13 protein-coding genes and 1 riboswitch are annotated in these 14,955 nt (G+C 59.1%); of the genes, 7 read left to right on the top strand and 6 right to left on the bottom strand.

What is annotated here, in order from left to right; genetic code table 11:
- Window positions 1-179: 179 nt before the first annotated feature.
- The 4 genes from ASD60_RS10550 (at window position 180) to ASD60_RS10535 (ending at window position 4,220) form a co-directional block, all read left to right on the top strand.
- Entirely contained in the window at window positions 180-1,943 is a 1,764-nt protein-coding gene (locus ASD60_RS10550) for an FAD-dependent oxidoreductase (RefSeq protein WP_056853946.1), read from the top strand.
- A 263-nt stretch (window positions 1,944-2,206) separates the two neighbouring features.
- The gene (locus ASD60_RS10545) at window positions 2,207-2,758 is read left to right on the top strand and encodes a cytochrome b (RefSeq protein WP_056853945.1); all 552 of its coding nucleotides are present in this window, start codon (window positions 2,207-2,209) and stop codon (window positions 2,756-2,758) included.
- A gap of 32 nt (window positions 2,759-2,790) precedes the next feature.
- Window positions 2,791-3,378 (top strand): YceI family protein, encoded by a 588-nt coding sequence (locus ASD60_RS10540; RefSeq protein ID WP_056853944.1) that lies wholly within the window; start codon window positions 2,791-2,793, stop codon window positions 3,376-3,378.
- Between the two features lie 242 nt (window positions 3,379-3,620).
- Window positions 3,621-4,220: a YceI family protein gene (locus tag ASD60_RS10535; RefSeq protein WP_056853943.1), complete on the top strand. Its 600-nt coding sequence runs from the start codon at window positions 3,621-3,623 to the stop codon at window positions 4,218-4,220.
- Window positions 4,221-4,341: 121 nt separating this feature from the next.
- On the opposite strand, the gene ASD60_RS10530 is transcribed toward ASD60_RS10535, so the two are convergent.
- The 5 genes from ASD60_RS10530 to ahcY all read right to left on the bottom strand — a co-directional run bounded on the left by ASD60_RS10530 (window position 4,342) and on the right by ahcY (window position 10,946).
- Window positions 4,342-6,210 (bottom strand): DEAD/DEAH box helicase, encoded by a 1,869-nt coding sequence (locus tag ASD60_RS10530; RefSeq protein ID WP_056853942.1) that lies wholly within the window; start codon window positions 6,208-6,210, stop codon window positions 4,342-4,344.
- 223 nt (window positions 6,211-6,433) lie between these two features.
- A complete protein-coding gene (locus ASD60_RS10525) occupies window positions 6,434-7,249 on the bottom strand; it encodes a substrate-binding periplasmic protein (RefSeq protein WP_056853941.1) in 816 nt (271 codons plus the stop codon).
- An 86-nt stretch (window positions 7,250-7,335) separates the two neighbouring features.
- Window positions 7,336-8,418, bottom strand: coding sequence for a hypothetical protein (locus tag ASD60_RS10520; protein WP_056853940.1), 1,083 nt, complete (start codon window positions 8,416-8,418; stop codon window positions 7,336-7,338).
- Between the two features lie 76 nt (window positions 8,419-8,494).
- Window positions 8,495-9,340: a methylenetetrahydrofolate reductase [NAD(P)H] gene (gene metF / locus ASD60_RS10515; RefSeq protein ID WP_056853939.1), complete on the bottom strand. Its 846-nt coding sequence runs from the start codon at window positions 9,338-9,340 to the stop codon at window positions 8,495-8,497.
- 196 nt (window positions 9,341-9,536) lie between these two features.
- Window positions 9,537-10,946, bottom strand: a complete 1,410-nt coding sequence (gene ahcY, locus ASD60_RS10510; protein ID WP_056853938.1) for an adenosylhomocysteinase — start codon at window positions 10,944-10,946, stop codon at window positions 9,537-9,539.
- Between the two features lie 23 nt (window positions 10,947-10,969).
- Window positions 10,970-11,072: riboswitch (S-adenosyl-L-homocysteine riboswitch) on the bottom strand.
- 198 nt (window positions 11,073-11,270) lie between these two features.
- Here ahcY and ASD60_RS10505 point away from each other — a divergent pair.
- Complete coding sequence (locus tag ASD60_RS10505; RefSeq protein ID WP_056853937.1) at window positions 11,271-11,675, top strand: acyl-CoA thioesterase; 405 nt, start codon at window positions 11,271-11,273, stop codon at window positions 11,673-11,675.
- Between the two features lie 73 nt (window positions 11,676-11,748).
- Window positions 11,749-12,636 (top strand): formate/nitrite transporter family protein, encoded by an 888-nt coding sequence (locus ASD60_RS10500; protein WP_056853936.1) that lies wholly within the window; start codon window positions 11,749-11,751, stop codon window positions 12,634-12,636.
- Here the strand turns inward: ASD60_RS10500 and ASD60_RS10495 are convergent, their stop codons facing one another.
- On the bottom strand, window positions 12,637-13,806 hold the full coding sequence (locus tag ASD60_RS10495) for an MFS transporter (protein ID WP_056853935.1): 1,170 nt from the start codon (window positions 13,804-13,806) through the stop codon (window positions 12,637-12,639).
- A 307-nt stretch (window positions 13,807-14,113) separates the two neighbouring features.
- Between ASD60_RS10495 and ASD60_RS10490 the strand changes: the two genes are divergently transcribed.
- Window positions 14,114-14,947: an EamA family transporter gene (locus ASD60_RS10490; protein ID WP_056853934.1), complete on the top strand. Its 834-nt coding sequence runs from the start codon at window positions 14,114-14,116 to the stop codon at window positions 14,945-14,947.
- The last annotated feature ends 8 nt before the right edge of the window (window positions 14,948-14,955 follow it).

Raw genomic sequence — 14,955 nt, 5'->3', positions numbered from 1 at the left:
CAATCGCGCAAGCCTATGCAATGCACGCCACCGGGACAACCCATTGTGTCGATTGAGCTACTTTGCAAAGGCCGATAGACGTTGCTGGCGGGCTTCTGAAGCCTGACGTATCCTTCTCGGCTCTTGAGTCGTCTGGCTCGCAAAACCGCTATTTTTCGTGTATTTCCGGAGTTCGCTGAATGTCTGTCGGTTGGCTGCGCGCCTGTGCGCTGGTGATGTTGGGGCTGTTCAGCGTGTCTGCGCTGGCCAAGGATAAAACCGCGATCGTGATCGGCGGCGGGGTCTCGGGCCTTACGGCGGCTTATGAACTGCAGAACAAAGGCTGGCAGGTCACGCTGCTGGAAGCCAAATCCAGTCTGGGCGGTCGTTCCGGCATGGCCACCAGCGAATGGATCGGCAACGACAAGACGCAGCCGGTCCTGAACAAATACGTGTCGACCTTCAAACTGAGCACCACGCCAGCCCCCGAGTTCGTGCGCACGCCGGGCTACCTGATCGATGGCGAGTATGTCTCCGCCGCCGACCTGACGACCAAGCAACCGGCCACCGCTGAAGCGCTCAAGCGCTACGAGAAAACCCTGGATGACTTGGCGCGTTCGATCGACGACCCGCAAAATCCGGCGGCCAACAGCACGCTGCACGCCTTGGACCAGATCAACGTGTCAAATTGGCTGGATCGCCTGAACCTGCCAGCCACGGCCCGCCAACTGGTGAACCAGCAGATTCGTACCCGTTATGACGAACCTTCGCGTATCTCGCTGCTTTACTTTGCTCAGCAGAGCCGCGTCTACCGTGGTGTTTCCGACCGCGACCTGCGTGCGTCGCGCCTGGTAGGTGGCAGCCCGGTGCTGGCCCAGGCCTTTGTCAAACAGCTGAAAACCATCAAGACCAGCTCCCCGGTCTCGGCGATCATCCAGGACAAGGACGGCGTGACTGTCAAAGTCGGCAGCGTCGGCTATCAGGCGGACTACGTAGTCCTGGCTGTACCGTTGCGCGCCCTGAACAAGATTCAGATGACCCCAGCGCTGGACGCCCAGCACCTGGCGGCGATCAAGGGCACCAACTACGGTTGGCGCGACCAGATCATGCTGAAGTTCAAGACCCCGGTTTGGGAATCCAAATCGCGCATGTCCGGCGAAATCTACAGCAACGCCGGTCTGGGCATGTTGTGGATCGAGCCAGCGCTGAAGGGCGGTGCCAACGTGGTAATCAACCTGTCCGGCGACAATGCCCGGGTGATGCAAGCGTTTGGCGACAAGCAGATGGTCGATCAGGTACTGATTCGCCTGCACGCGTTTTATCCACAGGCGCGTGGCTCGTTCACCGGTTATGAAATCCGTCGCTACAGCACCGACCCTTCAATGGGTGGCGCCTACCTGGCCTTCGGCCCGGGCCAGATCAGCAAGTTCTGGCGCTTGTGGGAGCGTCCGATTCAGCGCGTAGCCTTCGCTGGCGAACACACTGACACCTTGTATCCGGGCACGCTGGAAGGCGCATTGCGCACCGGTCAACGTGCGGCCAGCCAGGTCGAAGATCTGGCGGCAGGCAAGTCCTTCGAACCGGCGAAAGTGGTTCCGGCCGTTGCGGCGGCGGCAGGTGCCGGCGCGGTAGCCGCGAAGAAGGGCAACTTCTTCACCAACCTGTTCGGCGGCTCGGATGACGAGAAAAAACCGGAACCGGTCAAGGCACCAGAGCCCGCGGTAGCTCCAGCGCCGGCACCTGCTCCAGCACCGGTCGCTGCTCCGGCGCCGGTCGAAGCACCCAAGCCTGCGGCGCCGGTGAAAGCTGAACCTGCGAAGAAGGCACCGGCAAAAACTCCAGCCAAGCCAGCAGCCAAGACCGAAGCGAAAAAAGCCCCGGCCAAGGCCCCGGTGAAAAAGGCCGAACCGGCGAAGAAGCCAGCGGCCAAACCTGTGGCGACCACTGAGGCCAAGACTCAGTAATCTTCAGGTGAAAAAAAGCGCGGCCCAGAGGGTCGCGCTTTTTTTTGCCCGGAGAAAATCGCAGCTAGCCATTGAATAAACCTTTTGATACAGGTGTTCTCTGGTTTGTATTCACTTGTTTTAACAATTTGGACTTTAATCTTTTCTTAATTTGGCTGCTCCAGGCTCTTGATCGCATTTCTCGATATTTCATAGCGAAATTTTCGGCTTTAATTCGATAGATAAATCGATAGTCTTGGGCCAGCACTTACAGGATCTAGGCAATGCAGCTACGAAACTCTTCTTCCCGCTACGGCTGGGTCAGCATCTTTATGCACTGGGGCGTGGCGCTGGCGGTCTTCGCGCTGTTCGCGCTCGGGCTGTGGATGGTCGGGCTCGACTACTACAGCACCTGGCGCAAAGACGCGCCGGACCTGCACAAAAGCATCGGCCTGGTGTTGCTGGGTGTGATGGTGTTGCGGGTGTTGTGGCGTTTCATCAGTCCGCCACCGCCAACCTTGTCCAGCTACAGCCGCATGACGCGTCTCGGTGCCAAGTTCGGCCATGGCTTTCTGTATCTCAGTCTGTTTGCTGTGATGATTGCCGGTTACCTGATTTCCACCGCAGACGGTGTCGGTATCCCGGTGTTTGGCTTGTTTGAAGTGCCTGCATTGGTATCCGGACTACCGGACCAGGCAGATACCGCTGGCGTGATTCATCTCTACCTGGCGTGGGTGCTGGTAATTTTTTCCGGCCTCCATGCGTTGGCAGCATTGAAGCACCACTTTATCGACCGTGATGTGACCCTCAAGCGAATGCTGGGTCGCAAAGCCTGAAGTTCAACCTCGACTCCAAAGGAAAACAAAGCATGTTGAAAAAGACTCTGGCCGCTCTGGCAATTGGTTCGGCCCTGTTGTCCGCCGGTAACGTAATGGCCGCTGACTACGTGGTCGACAAAGAAGGCCAGCACGCCTTCGTCGACTTCAAGATCAGCCACCTGGGCTACAGCTTCATCACCGGTACTTTCAAGGACATCGACGGCAAGTTCAGCTTCGACGCTGCCAAGCCTGAAGCCAGCAAGATCGAGTTCAACGTCAACACCGCCAGCGTGTTCACCAACCACGCTGAGCGTGACAAGCACATCGCCAGCAAAGATTTCCTGAACGGCAGCAAAGCCACGTTTGTTTCGACCAGCGTCAAACCGACCGGCAAAAACGCCGCAGGCAAGGATACTGCTGACGTGGCGGGCGACCTGACCATCCTCGGCGTAACCAAGCCAATCGTGGTCAAGGCCACTTTCCTGGGTGAAGGCAAGGATCCATGGGGCGGCTACCGTGCCGGTTTCGAGGGTACTTTCAGCATCAAGCGTTCCGATTTCGGCAAGCAGAAAGACCTGGGGGCAGGCTCCGATGCAGTTGATATGTACGTGAGCTTTGAAGGCGTCAAAGCGAAGTAATCTTTTCGCCTGACAAAAAAACGCCTCGCTGATCATTGGTCGGCGGGGCGTTTTTTTGTCCGTGAAAAGGGTGAGAGCCGTCTCGACGGGGTGTGCTTTTACGTGCTGTCGTACTCGGAATAGGCATTATTCCTACGCTGCGTCCTACAGACCGCATTAATTCCTGCTTAATACGTGGTTCTCAGTCTTTACCTCCATGTCGAGGAGCATTCGCTCTCGTTTTGTCGGGTAAGGAAGCAACTATGCTGAGAAAATCGATTTGTGGGTTGGCGGTCGGTGCCCTCATGTCTTTTATGGGGCAAGCGACGGCCGCTGACTATGTGATCGACAAGGAAGGGCAGCATGCCTTTATTGATTTCAAGGTCAGTCATCTGGGGTACAGCTTCATCACTGGCACTTTCAGGGACCTGGACGGCACATTCAGTTTCGACGCGCAAAACATTGAAGACAGCAAGCTTGAAGTGAATGTGCGTACGTCCAGTCTGTTCAGCAATCATGCCGAGCGTGACAAGCATTTGCTCGACAAGGAATACCTCAATGCCCGTCAGTATCCGGCAGCGAAGTTTGTGTCGACCGCTATCAAGGCAACCGGAAAGAACGCCGAGGGCAAGACAACGGCTGACGTGACAGGCGATCTGACCCTGAGCGGCGTCACCAGGCCGGTCGTGGTCAAAGGTGTGTTTTTAGGCGAGGGCGCTGATCCATGGGGTGGGTACCGGGCAGGCTTCGAGGGTCGCACGACCATCAAGCGTGAAGATTTTGGCCAGACAGGCAAGCTCGCGCCGGGTTCGAGCCTCGTAGATCTGTACATCACCTTTGAAGGGATTCGGAACAAATCGTAAGCAAAAAAAAGAGCCCCGACTCTGGTGAGTCGGGGCTCTTTTTTTAGCTGGACATTGCTTGAGCAACGCTTGCTCTCGCAGTGTCCTCGGCCACAATCATTAACCCGGGTGAGCTTGTTGCTTACCTGTTACGGGTCAACAGCGCCGGCTTTTCACCGCGAGGACGGCTTGGCAGTTGATCCAGCTGCTCAGGTGTCGGGAAGCGGTCAGCCTTCGACTCCTTGTGCATGATCTTCGGCGCAGGACCGCGCGGGTTCTGTACGGCAGGTTCCGAACGCGGCTGGTCGTCACGGGCCGGACGGCGGTTGCGCGAGTCTTCGCGACGGGCCTGGCCGTCACGCGGCGCACCGTTGCGTGGACCATTGCGCTTGGCAGGTGGTGTGCCGGTGCTGGCGCCATCGCTGTTGCGTGGACCGTTCTGGCGACCTTGTGGCTTGCCGCCACGGGGTGCGCCCGAGCCAGCAGCCGTGCCTTGTGCCGGAGCCCCCGGACGACGTCCACGACCCTGAGCTGGTTTTTGCTGAGGCACGTAGTCGACGCGGTTACCGAAGTTATCGATATCGTCGTCCAGAAACTCATCCGGAGCACGGTCGGCTGCCGGGCGTGGCGGCTGGCTTGGCTGACGCTGCTCGCGAGCCGGGGTGCCTTCGCGTGGCTTTTGCTGGCGCGCTGGACGCTCGCCACGTTCACCTGACGCCGGTTTTTCCTTGCCCTTGTCCTTGCCCTTGTCTTTACGACCGCCACCACCGCCGTTCGGACCGTCGCCACGCGGACCACGCGGATTGCGCGGGTTGCGCATGTCCGGACGCTCGCGTGCTTCAGGCTTCTCGGCTTCCACGGCGCTGGCGTCGAAGCCCATCAGGTCGCCGTCGGCGATTTTCTGCTTGGTCATGCGTTCGATGCTTTTCAGCAGTTTTTCTTCGTCCGGGGCGACCAGCGAAATCGCCTCGCCCGAGCGACCGGCACGGCCGGTTCGGCCGATGCGGTGTACGTAGTCTTCATCGACGTTCGGCAGTTCGAAGTTGACCACGTGTGGCAACTGGTCGATGTCCAGGCCGCGAGCGGCGATGTCTGTTGCAACCAGGATGCGCACGGTGCCGGCCTTGAAGTCGGCCAAGGCTTTGGTGCGGGCGTTCTGGCTCTTGTTACCGTGGATCGCGACGGCGCTCAGGCCGTGTTTGTCCAGGTATTCGGCCAGACGGTTGGCGCCGTGCTTGGTGCGCGTGAAGACCAGTACCTGTTCCCAGGCTCCGGCGGTGATCAGGTGCGCCAGCAACGAACGCTTGTGGCTGGCCGGCAGACGGAATACGCGCTGCTCGATACGCTCGACCGTGGTGTTCGGCGGCGTGACTTCGATGCGTTCCGGGTTGTGCAGCAGCTTGCCGGCGAGGTCGGTGATGTCCTTGGAGAACGTCGCCGAGAACAACAGGTTCTGGCGTTTGGCCGGCAGACGGGCAAGGACTTTCTTCACGTCATGGACAAAGCCCATGTCGAGCATGCGGTCGGCTTCGTCCAGCACGAGGATTTCCACGTGGGACAGGTCGACGCTGCCTTGGCCGGCCAGGTCGAGCAAACGGCCAGGGCAGGCGACCAGTACGTCGACGCCGCGGGACATGGCCTGAACCTGTGGGTTCATGCCGACGCCGCCGAAGATGCAGGCGCTGACGAATTTCAGGTCACGGGCATAGACCTTGAAACTTTCATGCACTTGCGCCGCGAGTTCGCGGGTCGGGGTCAGGACCAGTACGCGTGGTTGGCGCGGGCCGTGACGCTGGGATTTGTCCGGGTGACCGTTGGGGAACAACCGCTCCAGGATCGGAAGGGCGAAACCGCCGGTTTTACCGGTACCTGTCTGTGCCGCAACCATCAGGTCGCGACCTTGCAACACGGCGGGAATGGCCCGCTGTTGCACCGGAGTAGGCTCGGTATAGCCCGCTGCCTCGATGGCGCGGACTAAAGCCTCGGAGAGACCGAGGGAAGCAAAGGACATGAGTAATCCTGTTCTAAGTTAGGGCTTGGCCCAATGGGAGTCTTGCCTGGCGCGAATAGCGTTTAGAGGAACGCAATCCCGTCCGGTCCTGCTTCGGTCACGAAGGTTCGTCTGGAGCGCTCGCGCGGGCTGAAAAGCTGCGCCGTAGCGGGGTCGAGATACCTTTACGATTCCGAGCGTCCGGGCGTGAGCCTGGCGGGAACGCCGGAGTATAACAGAGCAATCACTGCGCGCCGCTTTCCTGCTGCTCAACGGTTTTTGCGGTGGTGGCCGTGGCCCGTGCGGAATTCAAGGCGCTGGGCGGTGCCGCGCCATACCGGGCGCTCAATTCCGCGTAGGCGGGCTCACGCTTGAAGCGCTTGAGCTCGGCGCCAAAACGCTGCACCAGCAAGTCCATGCCGGCATTGCGACGCACCGCCAGAAACTGGCTTTGCTGGCTGATAATGGTCGGATTTTCGGTGATCTTGTCGCGGATGTTCAGTTCGTCGAGCAGATGCTGGCCGACGCGGCGGTCGGTGATCAACAGGTCGATCCGCCCGCGAACCAACTTGCCGAAATTCGCTTCATGACTGGGGGCCGGTTCGCGAGTGAACAGCGTCGACTCGCGGAAATCCGGGCTGTACAGGTAACCGGGTGAGGTGCCGATGGTCAGGCCGCGCAGCTCATCGAGGGTGCGGAAGGGGTGAGGTCGCTCGTTGGCGTAGAACATCACGAACTGCACTTGCGACAGCGGTTCGCTGGGATAGAGCAAGGTAGCATCGCGTTCATCGCTGTGGAAAATATCCAGCGCACCATCTGCCTGGCCCGTCTCGAGCATCGACAGGCAGCGCTTCCATGGCAGGAATTGCCATTCCACTTCGATGCCCAGACGCTTGAAGACAATGGCGGTGGTTTCGTAGTCCAGCCCAAGGGCCTCGCCATTTTCTTCGTAGACGTAAGGCGCCCATGGTTCGGTGACAATGCGCAGTTTCTCGCCCCGGGCGGCGAAGCTCAGGCAAGTGAAAAGCACAACGGTGAGCAACTGGGCAATGGCGGGCATGGTCTGAGGTTAGTACGCCTGCCGCCTAATGAGAAGCTCTGGCGTGCATGTTTAACGCCGTGTTGGATAGATTGGGCGCAACGTCACTATTTACTCGGCGAATTGAGCAGATGCTCGTGGATTGCAGCGCGCCGCTGCCCAAGAATAAGCTTGACCAGGCGATTGGTGAACCAATCTTCGAGCAAGTGTCGACAAACCGGAGTGCCGAGTCGTTCCTGTTGGTTTTGCAGCGCCTTCTCCCACCAGACCGGCCCGCAGGCCTTGTCGAATTCGTTAGGGTGTTCATAGCAGCCATAGAGGATTTCACGAATGAACTGCCGCAAATGTGCGGGCAGTGCCAGTGTGATGACTTTGTAAATCATCCGCTGCGATCGTGGAGGTCTTGGAAGCTGAGCCGATACGCGGCGGGTATCGTCGAGAGCGGCCTGGCTGGTTGGCTGTGCGGCATGTTTGGCAACCCAGGCCTGAACCTTGGCCCTGAACAATTGCTTGCGGCTCCAGTAGTGATGAATCAGGTCGGGACACTTTTTGATGTCCAGTGTCCGATAGGCCGCCACTGAAAGGCAGAATTCCTCGAGGGTGTATGCGCCTTGTGCGAATGGAAACAGTTCGTCGATCAGCGCGATCGAGCGATCCAGCACGTGAGCATCCTGGCGGTGCAAGCCAATGACGCCGGAGTTGAGCAGCATCATCTGGTCGTCGGCCAGGCCTTTCTCCATGAGTCTGGATGACAGAGCGCTGTAGAGGACGTTTTCCTTGTTGTTGCCGTAGTGCGTGTAGTAGTCGTTACACAGCAGGGTGCCGGGTTGCACGCGCTCGAACAACTTGAGCGGCGAGCAGTGGAAGAACGTGTCGGTGTCGATCAGCAGCGCAGTTTCGGCCTCTTCGAGCACCGTACGCAACACCACATGCTTGACGCGGAAGTGATAGCCGTGTGGCTCGCTCCAGCGTTTGCGTGTCTCTGCATCGAGGTGACGAACGCGCACCGGCAGGTGTTCGTAAGGTTGCGGGTTGTCACTGAAGACCTGGATGTCGAGCGCCACTTCCGGTGTTTCACGCAACCAGCTCAGGGCACTGGAGATACTGAACACGGCTTCCTGGTGGTAAGTCTCGGAACCGAAAACCAGATAGACGAGTTGTGGGCGTGAAGTCGAGGGCGCGGTCATCATTGAACTGCAGGTTTCCGTGGTTCTTTTGAAAGTAGAAGGCCCTCCGTAGAGGGCCTGTGTACGCGCATGGGACCTGTCAGCGAGGCAGCTTCAGGTTGTTCCACACAGCCAGGCTGGCTTCTGCCTGGTTCAGGGTATAGAAATGCAGGCCCGGTGCGCCACCTTGTAACAGGCGCTCACACATTTCGGTAATGACCTGCTCGCCGAAGCGCTGAATGCTTGGCGTGTCGTCACCGTAGGCTTCCAGTTGCTTGCGGATCCAGCGCGGGATTTCCGCCCCGCAGGCATCGGAGAAGCGCGCCAGTTTGCTGTAGTTGGTGATCGGCATGATTCCCGGGACGATCGGGATGTTCACGCCCAACGCCCGCACACGCTCGACAAAATAGAAGTAGCTGTCGGCGTTGAAGAAGTATTGGGTGATCGCACTGTTGGCGCCAGCGTTGGCCTTGCGCACGAAGTTAGCGATATCGTCCTCGAAATTGCGCGCTTGCGGATGCATTTCCGGGTAAGCCGCGACTTCGATGTGGAAATGGTCGCCGGTCTCTTCACGAATGAAATCAACCAGGTCGTTGGCGTGACGCATTTCGCCGCTGGCCATACCCATGCCGGAAGGCAGGTCACCGCGCAGGGCAACGATACGCTTGATGCCGGCCGCCTTGTACTGGCTCAGCAGGCCGCGCAGGTCGGCCTTGCTGTCGCCGACGCAAGACAGGTGCGGAGCGGCAGGTACCTTGACTTCGCTTTCCAACTGCAAAACGGTGTTCAGCGTGCGATCACGGGTCGAACCACCGGCGCCGTAGGTGCAGGAGAAAAAGTCGGGATTGTAAGTGGCCAGCTGGCGAGCAGTGGCGAGCAGCTTTTCATGCCCAGCATCGGTCTTCGTCGGGAAGAATTCGAAGCTGTAGCGACGGTCTTGGGACATGGTCATATCCTTGGAAGCGTATAAGCCTTGCAGGACGCTACGTTCTCTGTAGGAGCGAAGCTTGCTCGCGAAGCATGCGCCGCGGCGTTTCAGAAACCCCGGGGTGAAGCGTTCGCGAGCAAGCTTCGCTCCTACAGAGCGCGCGTGTTTCCTGCATGAGTCCGCTCCCCTTGAGGAAGCGGACAGCAGGAACCAATCAGTAGCGGTAAGCGTGCGGCTTGAACGGACCTTCGACGGTCACGCCGATGTAGTCGGCCTGGGTCTTGGTCAGTTGAGTCACGACGCCGCCGAAGCCACGGACCATTTCCAAAGCCACTTCTTCGTCGAGTTTCTTCGGCAGTACTTCAACAGTCAGACGCTCGGCTTTCTGCGCTGGCGACAGGTCGGCGTACTTCTGGCCGAACAGGAAAATCTGCGCCAGAACCTGGTTGGCGAACGAACCGTCCATGATGCGGCTTGGGTGACCGGTAGCGTTGCCCAGGTTAACCAGGCGGCCTTCAGCCAGCAGGATCAGGTAGTCATCGTTCTGCGGGTCGAAATCGCCGGCGCCGGTACGGTGAATTTTGTGAACCTGTGGCTTCACTTCTTCCCATGCCCAGTTCTTGCGCATGAAAGCGGTGTCGATTTCATTGTCGAAGTGGCCGATGTTGCAGACGACAGCGCGCTTCTTCAGGGCTTTGAGCATGTTCGAATCGCAAACATTGACGTTGCCGGTGGTGGTCACGATCAGGTCGATCTTGCCCAACAGCGCTTTGTCGATGCTGGCTTCGGTGCCGTTGTTGATACCGTCGATGAACGGCGATACCACCTCGAAACCGTCCATGCAGGCTTGCATGGCGCAGATCGGGTCGACTTCGGAGACCTTGACGATCATGCCTTCCTGGCGCAGGGACTGAGCGGAGCCTTTGCCCACGTCACCGTAGCCGATGACCAGCGCTTGCTTGCCGGACAGCAGGTGGTCGGTGCCACGCTTGATCGCATCGTTCAGGCTGTGACGGCAGCCGTACTTGTTGTCGTTCTTGCTCTTGGTGACCGAGTCGTTGACGTTGATGGCCGGGATCTTCAGCTCGCCCTTGGCCAGCATGTCCAGCAGACGGTGCACGCCGGTGGTGGTTTCTTCGGTCACGCCGTGGACGCGATCCAGCACCTGCGGGTATTTCTTGTGCAGCAGTTCGGTCAGGTCGCCGCCGTCGTCGAGGATCATGTTGGCATCCCATGGCGCGCCATCTTTGAGGATGGTTTGCTCCAGGCACCACTCGTACTCTTCTTCAGTTTCACCCTTCCAGGCGAAGACCGGGATGCCGGCAGCGGCGATGGCGGCGGCAGCCTGGTCCTGGGTGGAGAAAATGTTGCAGGACGACCAGCGTACTTCGGCACCCAGGGCAACCAGGGTTTCGATCAGCACGGCAGTCTGGATGGTCATGTGGATGCAGCCGAGGATCTTCGCGCCCTTGAGCGGTTGCTCGGCAGAATACTTGTTGCGCAGACCCATCAGTGCCGGCATTTCCGATTCGGCGATGATGGTTTCACGACGGCCCCAGGCAGCCAGGGACATGTCGGCGACTTTGTAATCGTTAAAATCTGCAGGCGTGATAACAGCGCTCATGAAGAGCCTCCATTCGTAATGTATGCGAATGGGCGCCGTTGTGCGTTTAGTGTCCAGCCATTGAAGGCCAGGCAACGCCCCATCCGAGCCTGACAGGTCGAACCTGCTGCAGCGCCCCTCGGACAGGTGGCGGGAAAACGGTAGCAAGTGAAGATTACCGTTTTGAAACGGGGGCGATTATAGCGGGCTATGCTGATCTTCCAAAGCGTTTCTGTTGGTCAATGTCCGAACGGTAATCGAAGCCATAGGCGATGCCTGATAGAGCTCCAGGTCGGGCTCTGCCATGATGATGGGCATCATTTGGCAAGACGCTCGGGAGTGAATATGAATTTCCACACACGCAAATGGGTTAAACCCGAAGACCTCAACCCCAACGGCACGTTGTTCGGGGGCAGTCTTCTGCGCTGGATCGACGAAGAGGCGGCCATTTACGCCATCGTCCAGTTGGGCAACCAGCGCGTGGTCACCAAATATATTTCAGAAATCAACTTCGTCAGTGCCTCGCGCCAGGGCGACATTATCGAGCTGGGCATCACGGCGACCGAATTCGGCCGCACCTCGATCACCCTGACTTGCGAAGTGCGCAACAAGATCACCCGCAAAAGCATTCTGACGGTCGAGAAGATGGTCTTCGTCAACCTGGGTGAGGACGGCTTGCCCGCGCCCCATGGCCGGACCGAGATCAAGTACGTCAAGGATCAGTTCAAGGATGACGCCAGCGTCGAATAACGGCGGGCCAGCAGAACGGAACCTGAACCACGCGGGTCGTAACAACATCGCACCCCTGCGGTTCAGGAGCCCCATGGACACTAAAAAAGACGGCAAGACCCCCGACCTCTCGCCAAAAGAGCAGCATGAGGTCGAAAAAAACCAGCCGCCACGTGCGGCGGTACTTCACGAAATCATCCGCACCCAGGGCGATCAGGAACTCGAACGCAGCGTGGCCGCGCTATGGTGGTCGGCGCTGGCCGCAGGCCTGACCATGGGCCTGTCGCTCATGGCCATGGGCTTGCTCAATTCACGCCTGCCAGATGGCGAAGGGTTCAAGGTGATCGCCAGTTTCGGCTACTGCGCCGGGTTCCTGGCGGTCATTCTCGCCCGTCAGCAACTGTTCACCGAAAACACCCTGACCGCCGTGCTACCGATCATGAGCAAGCCCACGCTGGGCAACTTCGGTCGATTGCTGCGGTTATGGGGGGTGGTGCTGGTGGGCAATCTCTGCGGTACCTTGCTGGTGGCGTACGTCATGCTGGAACTGCCGATCTTCGACAGCAAAACCGATGTGGCCTTCCTCGACATCGGCCGCAAGATCATGGAAAACGACCCCAGCAAGATGTTCGCCAAAGGCATTGTTTCCGGATGGATGATCGCCACCATGGTCTGGATGATCCCGTCCATGGAAAGCGCCAAGATGTGGATCATCATCCTCATCACCTATCTCATGGCCTTGGGAGATTTCACTCACATCGTGGTGGGTTCGCTGGAGGTTTCTTACCTGGTATTTGCCGGCGAATTGCCGTGGAGTGATTTCTGGCTGGTGTTTGCCGGACCGACACTGGCGGGGAACATCGTCGGTGGCAGTTTTATCTTCGCCTTGATCAGCCATGCGCAAATTCGCAGTGAAAGCGGAGCGCCCAAGGAGCCTGCGGATCGAAAACAGACCTCGGATCCGCAGGACGTCAAGAAGTGATCAGCCGGGAACGTTGACTGTGGCGGTATGGCGTCGTTGCAGGTAGATGAAAAACAGCGCGGTCAGCACGGTCAAGCCGCTCACCAGTGCGCCGGTCCAGGGCAGGTCTGCCAGATCGGCTCCGCTGGCGACGACCAGTCCGCCAATCCAGGCACCCGCCGCATTGCCGAGATTGAACGCACTTTGGTTTAGCGTCGAGCCAAGGTTGGGCGCTTCATGGGCTTGATCGATGATCAGCAGTTGCAGGATCGGGCACAGGGCAAAGGCAAAGATTCCCCACAGCACCAGCGTGATCGCTGCCGGGACAACCGAATGGCTGGTCTGGCTGAAGGCGGCCAGTACCAGCACCACAGCCAATGCCATGCCGACCAGCGAAGGCAGCAAGCGACTGTCGGCCAAGCGTCCGCCGAGCATGCTGCCCACAGTCAGACCCACACCGAACAGCAGCAACATGATCGTCACGCCATGGGGGCTGACGCCAGTGATGTCTTGCAGGATCGGCGCGATGTAGGTGAACACGCTGAACAGGCTGGTCGAGGCCAAGACGCTCATGCCCAGGGCCAACAGCACGTTGGGCTTGCCCAGCACCTTGAACTCACTGGCAAGGTTGGCTTTGTCCATTGCGATGTTTTTCGGCAGCCACAACCATTGGGCAAGGGCGGCAATGACACCGATGACCGACACCGCCCAGAACGTCGAGCGCCATCCGGCATATTGTCCGAGTGCGGTGCCTAACGGCACGCCCAGCACGTTGGCCAGGGTCAGGCCGGTGAACATCATGGCAATCGCCTGGGCGCGCTTGTTCGGTGCGACCAGTCCGGCGGCTACAACCGAGCCGATGCCGAAGAACGCTCCGTGGCACAGCGCCGTTACCACCCGAGCGGCCATCAGCGTGGCGTAATTCGGTGCCAGGGCGCAAAGCATGTTGCCGAGGATGAACATCAGTGTCATGCCCAGCAGCGTGGCCTTGCGGGGCATGTTGGCGGTGCCGATTGCGAGGATTGGCGCACCGAACACCACGCCCAAGGCATAACCGGTGATCAGCAATCCGGCGTGGGGAATGCTCACGGCAAGGTCGCGGGCGACATCGGGCAGCAGGCCCATGATGACGAATTCGGTGGTGCCGATGCCGAATGCGGCAACAGCGAGGGCAAGCAAAGCGAGTGGCATGCGCAAGGTCTCTGTCGGTAGTCTTGACGCTCTGATCAGGCATACACATGCCAGGGTCCGTTCTCGATGAGAGCGGCCAGGGCAGATTTTATTGGAATTAGTCTGTGCGCAACTGAGTGCGGCGTGGTCGCCTGCAGTATAAACAGCCACTGACATATCGCGAATCAATTCTCTACCTGCTCTTCGTAGGAACGAGGCTTGCCCGCGAAGAACGATAACGCGGTTTATGATTTGCACCGAGGCGACTGGTTCGCGGGCAAGCCTCGCTCCTACGGGAGCTTTCGGTGAAAACAAGAAGGAGTGGGCCGTGCTTGCAACAGCACTGGTGTTGGTGGCGGCGCTGTTGCACGCGGCGTGGAATACCCTGATCAAATTCAGCGCCGAACGGCTATTGGTCGTGGCCTGCATGGACAGCGTGGCTTTGCTGTTCGTTGTGGTGATGCTGCCGTTCGTGGCGTTGCCGCCGCTGGAGATCTGGCCGTGGATTCTGGCTTCCGCGGCATTCGAGTTGCTCTACCGTTACTTGCTCATCCAGGCGTATCGGGTTGGCGATCTCGGGTTGGTCTATCCGCTGATGCGCGGATTGTCACCCCTGGTGGTGCTGGCACTGACGCTGATATTTGCCGGGGAGGTACTGACCCACCAGCAAATCTTCGGAATCCTGCTGATCCCACTCGGCATGCTGTGCCTGCTCTGGCAGGGCGGAGGGGGGGCGCGTCTGCCGTGGTCGATGCTCCCGGTGGTGGGGTTGATCGGTCTGTGCATTGGTTGCTACACCTTCATTGACGGTCAGGCGCTGCGGCGTTGGTCACACCCCTTGGATTACCTGGTCTGGGTGACGCTGCTCAGCGCCTGGCCGTTTCCTCTGTTGGCCTGGGTAAGCAAGCGACCAGCGTTCAGGTTGTTCTGGCGTGAACAGTGGCGGCTGGGATTGGCCGTCGGGTTTTGTGTGCTGTTCAGCTACGCTCTGGTGCTGTGGGCCATGCAGTTGGGGTCGATTGCCGAGGCGGCGGCGTTGCGCGAGATCAGCGTGATACTGGTGGTGCTGTTCGGCATGCGGTACCTGAAAGAACCTTTTGGCAGGCCGCGCCTCTTAGCCTGTGGGCTGGTGCTGATCGGCATATTGGTCATGAAATTCTGACTGTTCTG

It is taken from the genome of Pseudomonas sp. Root562 (genome assembly GCF_001427125.1).
Taxonomy (GTDB): domain Bacteria; phylum Pseudomonadota; class Gammaproteobacteria; order Pseudomonadales; family Pseudomonadaceae; genus Aquipseudomonas.
This window is presented reverse-complemented; position numbering and strand designations above follow the sequence as displayed.

Bases quoted from the DNA above. Each gene is read 5' to 3' on its own strand.
- ASD60_RS10550 (WP_056853946.1), top strand. From the start codon at position 180: ATGTCTGTCGGTTGGCTGCGCGCCTGTGCGCTGGTGATGTTGGGGCTG.
- ASD60_RS10545 (WP_056853945.1), top strand. From the start codon at position 2,207: ATGCAGCTACGAAACTCTTCTTCCCGCTACGGCTGGGTCAGCATCTTT.
- ASD60_RS10540 (WP_056853944.1), top strand. From the start codon at position 2,791: ATGTTGAAAAAGACTCTGGCCGCTCTGGCAATTGGTTCGGCCCTGTTG.
- ASD60_RS10535 (WP_056853943.1), top strand. From the start codon at position 3,621: ATGCTGAGAAAATCGATTTGTGGGTTGGCGGTCGGTGCCCTCATGTCT.
- ASD60_RS10530 (WP_056853942.1), bottom strand. From the start codon at position 6,210: ATGTCCTTTGCTTCCCTCGGTCTCTCCGAGGCTTTAGTCCGCGCCATC.
- ASD60_RS10525 (WP_056853941.1), bottom strand. From the start codon at position 7,249: ATGCCCGCCATTGCCCAGTTGCTCACCGTTGTGCTTTTCACTTGCCTG.
- ASD60_RS10520 (WP_056853940.1), bottom strand. From the start codon at position 8,418: ATGATGACCGCGCCCTCGACTTCACGCCCACAACTCGTCTATCTGGTT.
- metF (WP_056853939.1), bottom strand. From the start codon at position 9,340: ATGTCCCAAGACCGTCGCTACAGCTTCGAATTCTTCCCGACGAAGACC.
- ahcY (WP_056853938.1), bottom strand. From the start codon at position 10,946: ATGAGCGCTGTTATCACGCCTGCAGATTTTAACGATTACAAAGTCGCC.
- ASD60_RS10505 (WP_056853937.1), top strand. From the start codon at position 11,271: ATGAATTTCCACACACGCAAATGGGTTAAACCCGAAGACCTCAACCCC.
- ASD60_RS10500 (WP_056853936.1), top strand. From the start codon at position 11,749: ATGGACACTAAAAAAGACGGCAAGACCCCCGACCTCTCGCCAAAAGAG.
- ASD60_RS10495 (WP_056853935.1), bottom strand. From the start codon at position 13,806: ATGCCACTCGCTTTGCTTGCCCTCGCTGTTGCCGCATTCGGCATCGGC.